Genomic DNA, 15,851 nt, shown 5'->3' with positions numbered 1-15,851 from the left:
ACGAGGGCGTGAGTGCTCAGCGAGGAATGAGCGCGAAGACCTTGATCTCGCGGTCGGTGCGCTCCTCGTACTTCAGGAAGTTCGGCCAGGTGGCGACCATCGTCGTCCAGGCCTCGGCGCGCTCGGCACCGAGGAGGGGGCGAGCGGTCAGCTCGAACGTCTCGCCGCGCAGGCGGGCGGTGACCTCGGGGTTCGCCTCGATGTTCTTCACCCACAACGGCTCCTTGGGGCCACCGAAGTAGGAGCCGGCGATGAGGATGCGGTCACCGTCGGGGACGCACAGCAGCGGGTTGCTGCGCGGGATGCCGCTCTTGCGGCCGGTGACGGTGAGCATCAGGTTGGGGAGGCCGGCGACGTCGAGGATGGTGACCTTGCCGCGGGTCGCGCCCTGGAGTGCCTTGTCGGTGCGCACGATCTGGGGGAGGAGCTTGGGCATCCAGGAGATCGCCCCGATACGGACGGCGAGGGGCTTGAGCAGGCCCGGGCGCTGGGGGGCGAAGGCCGGGGTGGCGGTGGACATCGGATCTCCTCGACAGACTGGAACTTGTTCTTCAACAAGATACTTCAACAAGATGTTGAAGTCCAAGGAGCCGCGATCAACCCAGCAGGGCGACCCGGACGCGGCCGGAGAGGTGCCGACCCGGGTCCGCGGACTGCTGGTCGAAGAGTGCGTGCAGCCCATCGAGGACCGCTCCGTGCACCTCGTCGCGCACGGAGGTCACGGCTGCTTCGTCGGCGAGGCCGCCGAACCGTCGGGTGTCGATGGGAGCGCCCAGCCTGAAGTAGTAGCGCTCGGGCCTCGGGATCGGCGTCGGGCCGACGCCGCGCGCGATCGGCAGGGCCAGCTCGCTCCAGCGGAAGCCGCGCGACTCCAGGAACCGTCGCAGCGGGCGCAAGGCCAGGCTGTCGGCGTCGAGCACGATGTCGAAGCTGTCCTCGACGCCGATGGAGCTGACGGGGATGATCGGGCAGCCGGCCTCGACGGCCATCCGGGCGAAGCCGGTGCGGCCCTTCCACATGAGCTGGTACTTCTCGCCCTTGCGTTTGGTCACCTCGCGCGCCCCGCCGGGGAAGACCATCACGAGCTCGTCGTGGCCCAGCATGGTGCGGCAGTTCTCGCGGCTGGCACGGACGGCCCCCCAGCGGGTGAGCACGTCTCGGTGTCCGGGGACGGTGTAGTGGACGTCCTCGGCGAGGACCCGGATCACCCGGCCGTGGCGGCGTTGCACGTGCTCGGCGAGCACGAGGGCGTCGAGCATCCCGTACATCGTGTGGTTGCCGACGAGGAGCGCGGACCCGGTCTCCGGCAGGTGGTCCATCCCCTCGAACACCGGGGAGGACCACAGTCGCAGCGGCGCCGTGAGCGCCGCGAACGCGGCCTTGTCGACCGCGGTCAGCTCCAGTCCGAGCCGGGCCCCGTCGCTGAGGGCGGGCGCCGCGTCGTCGTTCATCGGGTGGGGGAGTTGACGATCGGGGCGACGTAGTCCCGAGCGAACGCGGCGAGCTTCTTCTCCGTCGACAGGTCGACGACAGCGCGCTCGGTCATGACCAGAGAGTGGATCACCCGCACGACGATCTCGATGCGGGCGAGCTGGGCGTCGAGGTCCCGGGGGCCGGGCTGCTCGGGCACCAGGTGCTCGGCGGCGAAGGTGACCGCCATGGCCAGCAGGTCGCCGGCCTCGCGGGTGACCTTGGGCAGGGTCGCCTCGGGTTCGGTGCGGATCATCCGGTTGAACAGCGGGTGGTCGCGGAGGCTGACGACGATCTCGGTGAACACCCGGGTGACGCGCTCGTCGGGGTCGTCGAACGAGCTCGCCGTCTGCGCGATCCGCTCGAAGATCCGACGCGACTCGCGCGCCATGACGTGCTGGACCACCTCGCTCTTCGAGCCCAACCGACGGTAGACGGTGACCCGGTCGACGCCGGCGCGCTTGGCGATGTCCTCGAGCGTGGTCTTGCGGACGCTCACCTCGGCGAACAGCTCGAGGGCCGCGTCGAGGATCCGGTCGATGGTCGGGTCGCCCTCGGGGAGGTCATCGGTGCCGACCGGGAGCTTCGTACGAGGCGTGGCCATGGTGCGAGGTTAGCAAGAGATGCAACATTGCATCAACAAATGTTGCAGAAACATTGCAACAGAAAGCGTTGCAGCGTTACATTCGGGCCTTCCGAGGGTGTTGACCGCCCCGCGACTGAGGAGGACCTCCATGTACCTGACCCAGGGACTGCACCGGGCGCTGCAGGCGAAGCCAGAGGCCATCGCCACGATCAGCGGCGACCGGGTCCGCACCATCGCCGAGCACGGTGACCGCGTCGCCCGACTGGCGTCCGGGCTCCGATCGCTGGGCGTCACCGAGGGGGACCGGGTGGCGATCCTCGCGATGAACAGCGACCGGTACGCCGAGTACCTGGTGGCGGTCCCGTGGGCCGGGGCAGTCGTGAACCCCGTCAACATCCGGTGGAGCGCGGCCGAGGTCGCCTACTCCCTGGAGGACTCCGACACCCGGGTGCTCCTCGTCGACGACGCGTTCTCGCCGATGGTGCCCGCGCTGACCGCCCAGTGCGCTGGGCTCACGACGCTCGTGCACTGCGGCGACGGCCCGACCCCTGACGGGATGGTGTCCTACGAGGAGCTGGTGGCGTCGTCGGAGCCGGTTGCCGACGTACGGCGCTCGGGCGAGGACCTGGCGGGGCTCTTCTACACCGGCGGCACCACCGGGTTCCCGAAGGGCGTGATGCTCAGCCACGCCAACCTGATGACGTCCTCGCTCGGTGGCATGGCGACCGGGCAGTTCCTGCCCCCAGGGTCGGTCTTCCTGCACGCCGCCCCGATGTTCCACCTGGCCGACCTCGCTGCCTGGTGCTCGCAGACGGCGTCGGGCGGCACGCACGTCATGGTCCCGTTCTTCGAGCCCAAGGCCGTGCTCGACGCGATCCAGGCGCATGCTGTCACCGACGTCCTGCTGGTGCCGACGATGATCCAGATGCTCGTCGACCACCCCGACATCGGCCAGTACGACCTGTCCTCCCTCCAGCGCGTGATGTACGGCGGCTCGTCGATCGCCGAAGGAGTGCTGCGCCGCACGATGGAGGTGCTCCCGCACGTGCGCATGCTCCAGGCCTACGGCATGACCGAGCTCGCACCGGTGGCCACGATGCTGATGCACGAGGACCACCACGGCCGCAATCTGCGGTCCGCAGGCCGCGCTGCTCCGCACACCGAGGTCGAGATCCGCGACGAGCTCGGCGTCGCGGTCCCGAACGGGACCGTGGGCGAGATCTGCGTGCGCGGCGGCAACGTGATGCTCGGCTACTGGAACAAGCCCGAGGAGACCGCCGCGGCGCTGAAGGACGGCTGGATGCACACCGGCGACGGCGGCTACCTCGACGACGACGGCTTCGTCTACGTCGTCGACCGGATCAAGGACATGATCGTGAGCGGCGGAGAGAACGTCTACTCCGCCGAGGTCGAGACGGCGCTCAGCAAGCACCCCGCCGTGCTGGCCTCCGCCGTGATCGGGCTGCCCGACGAGCGGTGGGGTGAGCGGGTGCACGCGTGCGTCGTGCTCGCCCCGAACGCCGTGACGACTGCCGAGGAGCTGGCCGCGTTCTGCAAGGAGCACATCGCGGGCTACAAGGCTCCGCGCACCGTCGACTTCGTCACCGAGCTCCCGATCTCCGGCGCCGGCAAGGTCCTGAAGCGAGAGCTGCGGGCGCGGTACGCCGACCAGGCCGAGGCGTGATGAGCAGGACAACGAGGTCGAAGCCTCAGCCGTACGTCGAGGAAGCGCACACGATCAAGCCTCGCAACGTCTCCTTCCAGTGGGAGGAGGTGCCGCTGCACTACATCCCTGACGAGCCGCTCGCGACCCAGTTCTGGAACGTCATGCACCTGGTCATCCCGATCGGGGAGCGGCTGATGGCCGGGGCGCTGTCGGAGGCGTTGCCCTTCATCGCTGACGAGCGATTGCGCGAGGAGGCGATCGGCTTCATCGGGCAGGAGACCATGCACGCCGACTCCCACGAGGGCTACCACGAGCACCTGGCGGCGCACGGGATCGACGTGGAGCCGGTCGTCCGCAACGCCAGTCTCATGCTGCAGAAGATCCTCTCGGACCACGGTCTGAAGGGCCGGGCGAAGAAGGAGTGGCTCGCCGAGCGGCTCGCGTTCTACGCCGCCGCCGAGCACTTCACCGCCGTGGTCGGACAGTGGCTCCTCGACGCCGAAGGCCTCGACGAGGCGCAGATGCACCCGATGATGCTCGACCTGCTGCGCTGGCACGGCGCCGAGGAGGTCGAGCACCGCGACGTCCTCTTCGACGTCTTCCAGCACGTCGACGGGAGCTACGCCCGGCGAGCCCGCTGGGCGCTGCTGGCCAGCGCCGGGTTGCTCGGCACCTGGCTGGTCTCGCTCAACCACCTGATGGCGCAGGACCCCTCCCGCCGGTGGTGGAAGCCGTGGCCGCTGCAGATCGCCGGCGCCGTCCGACGCGGGCTGGTGCCGAGCCTCACCATCTTCGCGACCGAGATCCCGGTCTACCTCAAGCCGGGGTTCCACCCGAGCAGCATGGGCACCCTCGACTCGGCGATCCGGTATCTGGCGACCTCCCCGGCAGCACGAGCCGCCGAGCAGGGAGCCTGACGTGCCCGGCCTCATCCTGGCCGGCGACCCGGTGCCGGACGTCGCTCTCCACCCGGGGGTCGACCTCTTCGTCCGCACGGTCGACGCCTACCGCGCGATCGCCGTCAGCCCACTCGGCCGGGCACTGACCCGACCACGGCCGGTGCGTCGTACCGGGTTCGACCAGGACCTGGTCGTCCACGACCTCCGGCTTGAGGCCGAGGGCGTGATCAGCCTGACGCTGCGTGCGCCCGACTGGTCCACCCTGCCGTTCTGGCGCCCCGGCGCCCACCTCGACGTGTTCCTCCCGTCGGGACGGCAGCGTCAGTACTCGCTGTGCGGCGACCCCGATGACCCCACCCGCTATCGGATCGCGGTGCGGCGCATCGAGGACGGCGGCGGGGGCTCGCGTGAGGTCCACGACGACATCACCGTCGGCGACCAGCTCACGGTCCGCGGGCCGCGCAACGCCTTCCGGATCGCCCCGGCCTCGGGCTACTTGTTCGTCGCCGGGGGGATCGGCATCACGCCGATCCTGCCGATGGTGCGCACGGCGCACCGGCAGGGTGTGCCGTGGCGGCTGATCTACACCGCACGCAGCCGGGCGAGCATGCCGTTCCTCGACGAGCTCGCCCGGTACCGCTCCGGCGAGGTCGTCGTCCTCCCCGACGACGAGCACGGGATCCCCGACGTGGCCGCGCTCGTCGACGGGGTCGCCGAGGGCCATGCGACCTACCTGTGCGGGCCCCCGCAGATGGCGGCCGCCGCCCATCGAGCCCTCGCCGCGCGAGGTGGGCGCAGTGAGCTGCACACCGAGCGCTTCTCGGCGCGCCCGGTGGTGGACGGTACGGAGTTCACCGCCCGCCTCGCCCGCACCGGCACATCGGTGACGGTCGCCGCGGACGAGACCCTCCTGGCCGCGGTCCGCCGGGCCCGACCCGACGTCACCTACTCCTGTCAGCAGGGCTTCTGCGGCACCTGCAAGGTCGCGGTGCTCTCTGGCGACGTCGACCACCGCGACACCACCCTGCTGGACAGCCAGCGCCCCGACTCGATGCTCGTCTGCGTGTCCCGCGGCACCGGCGAGCTCGTCCTGGACCTGTGAGGTCACCCATGTTCCCCTTCTCCCACCTGCCGATCCAGCATCCGCGGCTCCCCGGCACGCAGTCGTACGACGTCCGCGGCAAGGTCGTGCTCGTCACCGGAGCCGGCAGCGGCATCGGTGAGGCCCTGGCTCGAACGCTCCACGACCGGGGCGCCTGTCTCGCTCTGCTCGACGTCGACGGCCCGGCCGCCGAGCGGGTAGCGGAGCAGCTGCGCGAACGCGCGCTCGCGATCCGGGTCGACGTCCGCGACCGCGAAGCGATGAGCGCCGCGGTCGACGAGATCGTCGCGCACTACGGCCGGATCGACGTGGTCGTGGCCAATGCCGGCGTGGCTCCCACCCCGGCCACCGTCCGCACCGTCGAGCCGGCCGAGTTCGACCGCGTCGTCGACATCAACCTGACCGGCGTCTTCAACACGGTCCGGCCCGCACTTCCGCACGTGGTCAGCAGCCACGGTCATGTCGTGGTGGTCTCGTCCGCGGCCGCGTTCTGTCCCGGCGGCGGTCTGTCGCCGTACATGGCGAGCAAGGCGGGGGTCGAGGCGCTCGGCCGATCGCTCCGGCTGGAGCTCGCCGCCGTCGGCGCCAGCGCCGGTGTCGCCTACTTCGGCTTCGTGCGCACCCCGATGGCGCGGCCGCTCGACGAGGACGAGCTCGGGCCGCAGCTCACGCGGCTGATGCCGTGGCCGCTGGCCAACCGGATCTCGGCGGAGCATGCGGCCGAGGTCATCGCCGACGGCATCGGGCGCCGCGCGAGCGCGACCTACGCACCCGTCGCCTGGCAGGGCTACTCCTGGGGCCGCGGCGTCCTCAACGCCGTGGCCGACGCCGTCGCCGCCCGGTCGGGGGTCGTCCACGGCCTGCTCCGCGCCATCGAGGGCCGCGCCCAGGAGCCGACCGACGTGCTGAGGCGTGTGTCATGAGCATCGCACTCGAGGTCCCTGCCGACAGCGACCTGTTGGCGGTCCGGGGGGACGGCACGAACATGGTCACCCAGATGTTGCGGTTCCGCACCCACGAGGGCCGGCTGCGGGAGTACGCCCGGCTGCGCGAGACCTACGGCGACCTGTCGCTGATCAACAACTTCGGCGTCACCAGCGTGGTCGCTCAAGGGCCGGACGCTGCCGAACAGGTTCTGGTCAACCGGGAGCGCGCCTTCGCCAACGCCCCGGCGTGGGGCTACTTCATCGGCCCGTTCTTCGAGCGCGGCGTGATGCTCATGGACTTCGACGAGCACCACGCCCACCGCAGGGTCATGCAGTCCGCGTTCGGCCGGCAGGAGCTGGAGGGCTACCTGGCCCGGATGGTCCCCACCGTTCAGCAGCGTCTGCGCCGCTGGAGCAGCGGACCGGACTTCCGGGTGCAGGACAACCTCAAAGAACTGACACTCGACATCGCCCTCGACGTCTTCGTCGGAGTCCACCTGACCGACTCCGAGGCCGCACGCCTCAACAAGGCCTTCATCGCCGCCGTCCGCGCCGGCGCCAGCATCGTCCGCAAGCCCGTGCCCGGTCTGGGCTGGGACCGCGGGCTCAAGGCCCGCAAGGTGCTGGAGGAGTTCTTCCACACAAATATCGGCCACAAGCGCAGCGCGGGCGGCGACGACCTGTTCGCCAACCTGTGCCGGGCGCAGGACGAGGACGGCAACACCTTCACCGACGACGATGTGGTCAACCACATGATCTTCGTGCTGATGGCCGCGCACGACACCTCGACCATCACGATGACCACGATGGCCTACTACCTGGCCAGACACCCCGAGTGGCAGCAGCGCCTCCGCGACGAGGCCGACTCGCTCGAGGCGATCACCTCTCTGTCCGACCTCGACGCACTGCCTCTCCTGGACCAGTGCATGAAGGAGGCCCTGCGCCTGCACGCGCCGGTGCCCGTGCTCCCGCGGCAGGCGGTGAAGGACACGGTCCTGCTCGGCCACCACGTCCCGGCGGGCACCTCCGTGATCGTGCCGCTCTACGCCAACCACTACGACCCGGCGATCTGGCCCGAGCCGCACCGCTTCGATCCCGATCGATTCTCCGACGAGCGCCGCGAGGACAAGGCCCACCGGTTGGCGTGGGAGCCCTTCGGCGGGGGCGTGCACAAGTGCATCGGCCTGTACTTCGGCGGGATGGAGGTCAAGGCGACGTTCCACCAGCTGCTCCGCGAGTTCTCGTGGTCGGTCCCCGACGACTACCGCTGGCCGCTCGACCTGACCGCCCTGCCCGTCGTGAAGGACGGGCTCCCCGTCCACCTCAACCGGATCTGACAAGGAGTCGACGATGGCCCGCAGGAAGACGCCGCTCCGCGCCGTACCCGACGTCACCGTGCCCGACGAGACGGTGCCCGACCACCACGTGGCGGTCGTCGGCGCCGGCTTCGCCGGCATGGGTGCAGCGATCATGCTGCAGAAGGCCGGGATCGAGGACGTCGTCATCCTCGAGAGGAAGGGCGAGGTCGGCGGCACCTGGCGCGACAACACCTACCCCGGCGTGGCCGTCGACATCCCGTCTTTCACCTACAGCTACGTCTTCGAGCCGAACGCGTCCTGGTCACGGGCGTTCGCCCCGGGCCACGAGCTGAAGCAGTACGCCGAGCACTGCGCGGACCGCTACCGCCTGCGCGACAAGATCCGCTTCCACGCCGACGTCACCTCGGCCCGCTTCGACGAGGCGGACCACGTGTGGCGCCTGTCCCTGGCCGGTGGCGACCACGTCACCGCCCGGTTCCTGCTGTCGTGCCACGGGAGCCTGATCACCCCGAAGCCGCCGGAGATCCCCGGGCTCGAGGACTTCGAGGGCCACGTCATCTCCACCATGGACTGGGACCACGACCACGACCTGACCGGCGAGCGCGTGGCCGTGATCGGTACCGGCGCCTCCGGCCTGCAGGTGATCCCGGCGATCGCTCCGACCGTCGGCTCCCTGACGGTCTATCAGCGCACCCCGATCTGGGTGCTGCCGAAGGTGAACCCCCGGATCCCCGGTCCGGCGCGTGCCGCCCTCGGCACGGTGCCCTTCGCCCACCGCGCCCTGCGGTTCGGGACCAGTGCGGCGACCGAGGTGATCGCGCTCAGCGGGATCTACAACCGGCAGGCGCCGTACGCGGTGAAGGGCCTCGAGCAGGTCTGCCGCGCCTTCCTCCGGGCCCAGGTGCCGGACCCGGAGCTGCGCGAGAAGCTCACCCCGTCGTACGGCTTCGCCTGCAAGCGGCCGTCGTTCTCCAACTCCTACTACCGGGCGTTCCTTCGCGACAACGTCGAGCTCGTCACCGACGGCATCGAGCGCATCACCGCGACGGGTATCCGGACCCGTGACGGGGTGGAGCGACCGATCGACACCCTGGTCCTCGCCACCGGGTTCAAGGTCTTCGACGTCCCCTACGACCTCTACGGCACCGAGGGCCTGACGCTCAACGAGCACTGGGTCAAGGACCGCAAGCAGACCTACGAAGGCACCTCGGTCCGCGGTTGGCCCAACCTCTTCCTGTGCCCCGGGCCGTACGGCGTCGCCGGCCCCTCGTTGTTCACCGCCTGGGAGCTGTGCACGCGGCACGCGGTGCAGGTGGTGCGCGAGGCGGATCGACAGCGGGCCACCCGGGTGGAGATCTCGGCTGCGGCGCAGGAGCACTGGCTGGAGCGGATGCGCGCGAAGGTCGGCGACACCATCTTCGTCAACCCGTCGTGCGCCGGGTCCAACAGCTACTACGTCGACGCCCACGGGGATGCGCCCTTCCTGCGGCCGACGTCCACCTTGCACGCGTGGTGGCACCAGCGCCGCGTCGTGCACGACGACTACGAGTACGCCGCGGCCGCACCGGCCGCGCACCCCGGTGCCGACACCCGTCGCCGCCTCATCGCAGGAGGTCACTGACATGCCCGTCGCCATCATCACCGGAGGAGCCCGCGGGATCGGCCGGGCCATCGCCGCCGCTCTGCTCCGCGAGGGCTACAGCATCGCCATCGGCGACCTCGACGGCGACCTCGCCGCCAGCACGGCCACCGGCCTGACGGCCAGCGGCGTCGGCGGGCACCTCGACGTCAGCGACGCCGAGTCCTTCGCCGGCTTCGTCAAGGAGGTCGAGTCCCAGCTGGGCGCCGTCGACCTGCTCGTGAACAACGCCGGGATCATGCCGATCGGTCGCTTCCTGGAGCTCGACCCCGACACCGTCCGCCGCACGGTCGACGTCAACCTGGTGGGGGTGCTCAACGGCGTCCGCGCGGTCCTGCCCGGGATGGTCGAGCGCGGCAGCGGCCACATCGTCAACATCTCCTCGATCGCCGGCAAGTGCCCTCCTCCGGGCGGCGCCGTCTACGCCGCCACCAAGGCCGGCGTGCTCGCGCTCGGGGAGTCGCTGCGGCAGGAGCTGGCGCCGCAGGGCGTTCGTGTCTCGACGGTGCTGCCGTCGTTCACCAACACCGACCTCGTGACCGGCACCAAGGGGCTGCGCGGGATCCGCAACCTCGAGCCCGAGGAGGTCGCGCAGTCGGTCGTGGCGGCGGTCCGCCGCAACCACGCGATCGCCTACGCGCCGACCGCGCTGCGCCACAACGTACGGCTCTACGACAACCTCCCCGGCTTCGCCAACGAACTGCTCGCCAAGGCCTTCCGCGGCGACCGGGCCTTCCTCGACGTGGACCGCGACGCGCGCCGGTCCTACGACGACCGGATCGGACAGGCCGCGCCGTGACCAGCAACGTCCACGACGAGCTCGACCTCCGCCTCGCCGCCGCTCGCATCGGCGGACCACAGGCTGCCCGCGACAAGCACCGCGCGGCCGGCAAGCTGCTCGTCCGCGAGCGGTTGCAGCTCCTCCTCGACGACATCGAGGAGCTCGAGGACGGCCTGCTGGCCCGCCACCTCGAGGACCTCCCGGCAGACGGCGTGGTCACCTGCGTCGGCCACGTCGACGGCCGCCGCGTGTGCGTGATCGCCAACGACTACACCGTCAAGGCCGGCGCCTGGGGCAAGCGCACCTTCGAGAAGATCACCCGGATGCAGCTGCTCGCCGACGAGCTCGGCGTGCCGCTGGTCTACCTCGTCGACGCCGCCGGCGCCCGCATCGACGAGCAGTTCGAGAGCTACGCAGGGCGCCACGCGTGGGGCAACATCTTCTACAACCAGGTCCAGATCTCCGGCCGGGTGCCGCAGATCTGCGCTCTCTTCGGCCCGTCGCCTGCCGGCGCGGCCTACGTGCCGGCGCTGTGCGACGTCACCATCATGGTGAAGGGCACTGCCACTGCCTACATCGGCTCGCCCCGCGTGGCCGAGATGGTCACCGGTGAGTCGGTGACGCTCGAGGAGATGGGCGGGGCCGACCTGCACGCCCGGGTCTCCGGTCTCGCCGACGTGATGGTCGCGACCGAGCCCGAGGCGATCGACGCGGTCCGCCTCTACCTGTCCTACCTCCCGGCCAGCTGGGAGCAGCAGCCGCCCACGGTCGCCGCACGCCCGCCGCGCGACGTGGGTCCGCTGCGGGACGTGGTGCCGGCCAACGAGGCCACGCCGTACGACGTCCACGAGCTCATCGACGGCATCGTCGACGCCGACTCGTTCTTCGAGCACAAGGAGCTGTTCGCGCCCGAGCTGGTGACCGGCTTCGCGCGGATCGAGGGTGCCCCGGTCGGGATCGTCGCGAACCAGTCCTCGGTCAAGGCGGGGGTCCTGTTCAGCGACTCGTCCGACAAGGCCGCGCGGTTCGTGTGGATGTGCAACGCCTACAACGTGCCGCTGCTGTTCCTGGTCGACGTCTCCGGCTACATGCTCGGCACCGTCGCCGAGCGGGACGGGATCATCCGGCACGGAGCGAAGATGCTGTTCGCGGTCGCCGAGAGCCGGGTGCCGCGGATCGCGGTGATCGTCCGCAAGGCCTACGGCGGCGGCTACCTCGGCATGTCCGGCAGCCCGATGAACCCCGACGCCGTCCTGGCCCTGCCGACCGCCAAGCCCGCGCTGCTCGGTCCGGAGGCCGCCATCGCCGGCGTCCACTACAACCGCGCCATGGCCATCGAGGACGAGGCCGAGCGGCAGCGGTTCGTCGCCGGTCTGCGCGCCGAGTACGAGGCGAAGATCGACGTCTTCCAGATCGCGAACGAGAACGCCGTCGAAGCGGTCGTGCCGGTCGAGCACCTGCGCAGCGAGCTCGCCTCCCGCTACCGCGTCTATCGCGACCGCCGCAAGCCCGAGATCCGCCGCCGCAACGGCGTCTACCCGGTCTGAGACCGGTTCCCGAGAGGACCACCATGTTCATCACCGACGCCGTCGGCGCCGCGGCAGACCCCATCGCGGACACCCCGGAGCGGCAGGCGCTGCGCGAGGCCGTCCGCGCGATCGTGCGCGACGTCGCCCCGCCGGAGCGCCGGTTGCCGCTCGACACCGCCGAGCAGTTCGACGACGAGCTGCACGCCCACCTCGCCAAGCTCGGCGCCACCTCGATCGGAGCCCACCCCGAGCAGGGAGGCGAGGGCAACGCCCTGGACCAGCTGGTCGTCCTCGAGGAGCTCGCCGCCGGCCCCACGTCCATGGCCGTGTTCATGGTCGTGCACTACATGGGCATCGAGATCCTCTCTGCACACGGCTCGCGCGAGCAGCGCGACACCTGGCTCGCCCCGCTGTCCGCCGGCGACGCGACGATGTCGTTCTGCCTCACCGAGGCCGGCGGCGGTACGGACATCGCCCGAGCCATGCGCACGACGGCCCGGTGCGACGGCGGCGGCTGGGTGATCGACGGCGAGAAGACCTGGATCTCCGGGGCTACCCGTTCCGACGTCTACGTGGTCCTGGCACGGTCAGCGGACGTCGCGGGCTCCGCCATCGACGGGATCACCATGTTCCTGGTGCCTGCCGACACCCCCGGGATCACCGTGCGCGAGCTGCCCACGGTCGCGGTGCACGGCTTCGACACCTGCCAGGTCACCTTCGACGGCGTCCGGGTCGCCGACGACGCGGTGGTCGGCGAGGTGGGCCGGGGTTTCCGCCAGGTGCTGTCGGTGCTCAACCGGGAGCGGGTCAACGCCGCCGCCGGCGCGATCGGCGCGGGCCGCGCGGCGGTCGAGTACGCCGCCGCCTACGCCGCTGAGCGCCCGGCGTTCGGCTCCACCGTCGGGTCCTTCCAGGCGGTCCAGCACCGGCTCGTCGACGCGATGGTCGCCCTGGAGGGAGCGCGCGGACTGCTCGCTCGCGCCGCGCACGCCGAGGTCGCCGGCGGCCGCGCGGACATCCTCTCGTCCATGGCGAAGCTGGCGGCCTCGGAGGCCGCCGTCAAGGCGACGACCACGGGCATGGAGATCCTCGGCGGCGCCGGCTTCAGCCTGGAGTACCCGATGCAGCAGTGGTGGCGCGACGTCCGGCTCTGGGTCTTCGCGCCCCTCAACAACGACATGGTCCGCAACCACATCGCCGAGCAGGGCTTCGGCCTGCCCCGGTCCTTCTGAGGAGACACCCATGAGCAACCTGTTGAACGACCGCGTCGCCGTCATCACCGGAGCCGGTCGCGGCCTCGGCCGCGCGCACGCCCTCGAGTTCGCGGCGCACGGTGCCGCTGTCGTCGTGAACGACCTCGCGTCCGGCGGAGAGGACCCCGCTGCCGACGTGGTCGCTGAGATCCGGACGGCCGGAGGCCGGGCCGTCGCCGCCAGCTGCGACGTCACCGACGAGGACGGAGTGGCGCACCTCCTGGCCACGGCGGTCGACGAGTTCGGTGACGTGCACGCCGTCGTCAACAACGCCGGCATCCTGCGCGACCACATGCTCGTCAACATGACCGTCGACGAGTGGGACGCGGTCATCGCCGTCCACCTGCGCGGCACCTTCCTGCTGACCCGCGCCGCCGCGCGGCACTGGCGGACCGCCCACAAGAGCGGAGAACCCGTCTCGGGCCGGATCGTCAACACCACCTCGCCAGCCGGCCTCTTCGGCAACATCGGCCAGGCCAACTACAGCGCGGCGAAGGCGGGCATCGCCGCGTTCACGATCACCGTCGCCGAGGAGCTGCGGCGCTACGGGGTGACCGTCAACGCGCTCTCGCCCAACGCCCGGACCCGGATGACGGCGACGCTCTTCGCCGACACGATGACCGCGCGCGAGGGGGAGTTCGACGTCATGGACCCCGCCAACGCCAGTCCGCTGCTGGCCTGGCTCTGCAGCGAGGAGGCCGGAGACGTCACCGGGCGGACCTTCACGGTCCTCGGCAGCAAGGTGTTCGTCAACGAGGGCTGGCACGAGGGTGTCGTCACCGACCTCGGCCGTCGGTGGTCCACCGACGACGTCGCCCACGAGCTGACCGACCTGCTGGAGCGCGCCCGGCCGGCGATGCCGGTCCTCGGCACCGCCGACTCCGGCATCGTCCCGACGTCGCAGTCGGTCGTGTCCGAGTTCGCCGGTGACCAGCGCCGGCCCCTGGAGCGGACGGGTGCGTCGTGATCAACCCCCACCTCCGGACCGGCGTGCGGAACGACCGGGCTCCGGCCGTGGTGACGGCCGACCAGCTGACCGTGGAGACGCGCCAGAGCGCCGGGGCGACCCGGATCGCCGCCATCCACCGCGGGATGGGTGCTGACCGGATCTGGCTCGGCAAGGTGCTCAACGACCCGGCGTACCGGTCGGTCCCGCACCACCACGCGGGTGCGGAGACCGGCGGCTACGTGCTCGAGGGCAAGGCTCGCATCTACTTCGGGGAGGGCTACCGGGAGTACTACGACCTGGACGAGGGCGACTTCGTGCAGGTGCCGCCGTGGCTGCCCCACATCGAGTGCAACCGCAGCAAGGACGCCCGGCTGGTCTGGTTGACCGCGCGGACGCCCGACAACCTGGTCGTCAACCTCCCCGACGTCGATCTCCCGCCCTCGGAGTTCGCGTCATGACCACGCCACCGTTCACCAAGGTCCTGATCGCGAACCGTGGCGAGATCGCGGTCCGCGTCATCCGCACCTGCCGCGACCTCGGCATCGCCACCGTCGCGATCCACTCCGACGTCGACGCCGACGCGCTCCACGTCCGGATGGCCGACGAGGCGGTCTCGCTTGGCGGCACCACTGCGGCCGAGTCCTATCTCGACGTGGCCAAGATCGTCGGCGCGATCGAGCAGTCCGGGGCGGAGGCGGTCCACCCCGGTTACGGCTTCCTCTCCGAGAACGCCGAATTCGTCAGCGCCGTGCAGAGGGCGGGATGCGTCTTCGTCGGGCCGCCCGCCCCGGCCATGGAGCTGATGGGGAGCAAGCTCAGTGCCCGCGCCGCTGCCGCCGCGGCCGGAGTCCCGACGATCCCCGGGTCCGAGCACCCGGTAGTCGACGGCGACGAAGTGCGGGCGTTCGCGACGATCCACGGCTACCCGCTCGCAGTGAAGGCGTCGTACGGCGGCGGTGGCCGCGGCATGCGGGTGGTGCACGGTGCCGACGAGGCCGACGCCGCCGTGGATTCCGCTCGGCGGGAGGCGACGGCGTACTTCGGCGAGCCGGAGGTCTACGTCGAGCGCTACCTCGAGCGGCCGCGACACGTCGAAGTCCAGGTGCTCGCCGACGAGCTCGGCAACGTCGTCGCCATCGGCACCCGGGACTGCTCGGTGCAGCGCCGTCATCAGAAGCTGCTGGAGGAGGCGCCGGCCTCCTCGGTCTCACCGGAGACCGCCGATGCGATGGGTCAGGCGTCCATCGCACTGGCCAAGGCCGTCGACTACCGCGGCGCCGGGACGTTGGAGTTCCTCGCCCAGGACGACGAGTTCTTCTTCCTGGAGATGAACACCCGCCTGCAGGTCGAGCACCCCGTCTCCGAGGCCGTTTCCGTCATCGGCTCAGGCGAGCCGCTCGACCTCGTCGCCGAGCAGCTGCGGATGGCAGCCGGGCTGCCGATCTCCTTCGAGCAGGCCGACCTCACGATCCGCGGTCACGCCATCGAGCTGCGGATCAACGCCGAGGACCCGCGCGGCGGCACGTTCCTGCCGACCCCGGGCCCGATCACCGCGCTCGCGACGCCTCCGCGGGTCCGGTTCGACACCGGCTACGAGCGCGGCGACGTCGTGAGCGAGCACTACGACGGGCTGGTGGGGAAGCTCGTCGTGTGGGGCGCCGACCGCGCTGCCGCGGTCGCCGGCGCCCGGCGCGCGCTCCGGGAGCTGGGGGTGGGCGGGATCCGCACGACG

Annotated in this window: 15 protein-coding genes; 12 read left to right on the top strand and 3 right to left on the bottom strand. The window is 70.9% G+C overall.

Features of this window, described 5'->3' with window-relative positions; translation table 11 throughout:
* Positions 1–16: 16 nt before the first annotated feature.
* The 3 genes from H0487_RS05645 to H0487_RS05635 all read right to left on the bottom strand — a co-directional run bounded on the left by H0487_RS05645 (position 17) and on the right by H0487_RS05635 (position 2,074).
* Positions 17–520: a nitroreductase family deazaflavin-dependent oxidoreductase gene (locus H0487_RS05645; protein ID WP_183093250.1), complete on the bottom strand. Its 504-nt coding sequence runs from the start codon at positions 518–520 to the stop codon at positions 17–19.
* Positions 521–596: 76 nt separating this feature from the next.
* Positions 597–1,451, bottom strand: coding sequence for a lysophospholipid acyltransferase family protein (locus tag H0487_RS05640; RefSeq protein WP_183093249.1), 855 nt, complete (start codon positions 1,449–1,451; stop codon positions 597–599).
* Positions 1,448–2,074 carry a TetR/AcrR family transcriptional regulator gene (locus tag H0487_RS05635; protein WP_183093248.1) on the bottom strand — a complete coding sequence of 209 codons (627 nt, stop codon included), beginning with the start codon at positions 2,072–2,074 and terminating at the stop codon, positions 1,448–1,450. Before H0487_RS05635 ends, H0487_RS05640 begins: the two co-directional genes overlap by 4 nt.
* A 130-nt stretch (positions 2,075–2,204) precedes the next feature.
* On the opposite strand from H0487_RS05635, the gene H0487_RS05630 reads away from it, so the two are divergent.
* The 12 genes from H0487_RS05630 to H0487_RS05575 form a co-directional block, all read left to right on the top strand.
* Positions 2,205–3,740, top strand: coding sequence for an acyl-CoA synthetase (locus tag H0487_RS05630; RefSeq protein WP_183093247.1), 1,536 nt, complete (start codon positions 2,205–2,207; stop codon positions 3,738–3,740).
* Positions 3,740–4,639 carry a metal-dependent hydrolase gene (locus H0487_RS05625; RefSeq protein WP_183093246.1) on the top strand — a complete coding sequence of 300 codons (900 nt, stop codon included), beginning with the start codon at positions 3,740–3,742 and terminating at the stop codon, positions 4,637–4,639. The genes H0487_RS05630 and H0487_RS05625 overlap by 1 nt, the downstream gene beginning before the upstream one ends.
* 1 nt (position 4,640) lies before the next feature.
* Positions 4,641–5,723 carry a PDR/VanB family oxidoreductase gene (locus tag H0487_RS24215; RefSeq protein ID WP_183093245.1) on the top strand — a complete coding sequence of 361 codons (1,083 nt, stop codon included), beginning with the start codon at positions 4,641–4,643 and terminating at the stop codon, positions 5,721–5,723.
* Between the two features lie 8 nt (positions 5,724–5,731).
* Entirely contained in the window at positions 5,732–6,646 is a 915-nt protein-coding gene (locus H0487_RS05615; RefSeq protein ID WP_183093244.1) for a short-chain dehydrogenase/reductase, read from the top strand.
* The gene (locus H0487_RS05610; protein ID WP_183093243.1) at positions 6,643–7,986 is read left to right on the top strand and encodes a cytochrome P450; all 1,344 of its coding nucleotides are present in this window, start codon (positions 6,643–6,645) and stop codon (positions 7,984–7,986) included. Before H0487_RS05615 ends, H0487_RS05610 begins: the two co-directional genes overlap by 4 nt.
* Before the next feature lie 13 nt (positions 7,987–7,999).
* The gene (locus tag H0487_RS05605) at positions 8,000–9,589 is read left to right on the top strand and encodes a flavin-containing monooxygenase (RefSeq protein WP_183093242.1); all 1,590 of its coding nucleotides are present in this window, start codon (positions 8,000–8,002) and stop codon (positions 9,587–9,589) included.
* A gap of 1 nt (position 9,590) precedes the next feature.
* A complete protein-coding gene (locus tag H0487_RS05600) occupies positions 9,591–10,406 on the top strand; it encodes an SDR family oxidoreductase (protein WP_183093287.1) in 816 nt (271 codons plus the stop codon).
* Positions 10,403–11,935: an acyl-CoA carboxylase subunit beta gene (locus H0487_RS05595; protein WP_183093241.1), complete on the top strand. Its 1,533-nt coding sequence runs from the start codon at positions 10,403–10,405 to the stop codon at positions 11,933–11,935. Before H0487_RS05600 ends, H0487_RS05595 begins: the two co-directional genes overlap by 4 nt.
* Before the next feature lie 23 nt (positions 11,936–11,958).
* Positions 11,959–13,149 (top strand): acyl-CoA dehydrogenase family protein, encoded by a 1,191-nt coding sequence (locus H0487_RS05590; RefSeq protein WP_183093240.1) that lies wholly within the window; start codon positions 11,959–11,961, stop codon positions 13,147–13,149.
* 10 nt (positions 13,150–13,159) lie between these two features.
* Complete coding sequence (locus H0487_RS05585; protein WP_183093239.1) at positions 13,160–14,137, top strand: SDR family oxidoreductase; 978 nt, start codon at positions 13,160–13,162, stop codon at positions 14,135–14,137.
* Positions 14,134–14,577: a cupin domain-containing protein gene (locus H0487_RS05580; protein ID WP_220793109.1), complete on the top strand. Its 444-nt coding sequence runs from the start codon at positions 14,134–14,136 to the stop codon at positions 14,575–14,577. The genes H0487_RS05585 and H0487_RS05580 overlap by 4 nt, the downstream gene beginning before the upstream one ends.
* On the top strand, positions 14,574–15,851 hold a 1,278-nt coding region (locus H0487_RS05575; protein WP_183093238.1), incomplete at its 3' end, for an acetyl-CoA carboxylase biotin carboxylase subunit. The genes H0487_RS05580 and H0487_RS05575, both read left to right, overlap by 4 nt.

This window comes from Nocardioides stalactiti, from assembly GCF_014180715.1.
Classification (GTDB): domain Bacteria; phylum Actinomycetota; class Actinomycetes; order Propionibacteriales; family Nocardioidaceae; genus Nocardioides; species Nocardioides stalactiti.
Note: the sequence above shows the minus strand (reverse complement) of the source record. Positions and strands in the feature narration are given on the sequence as shown.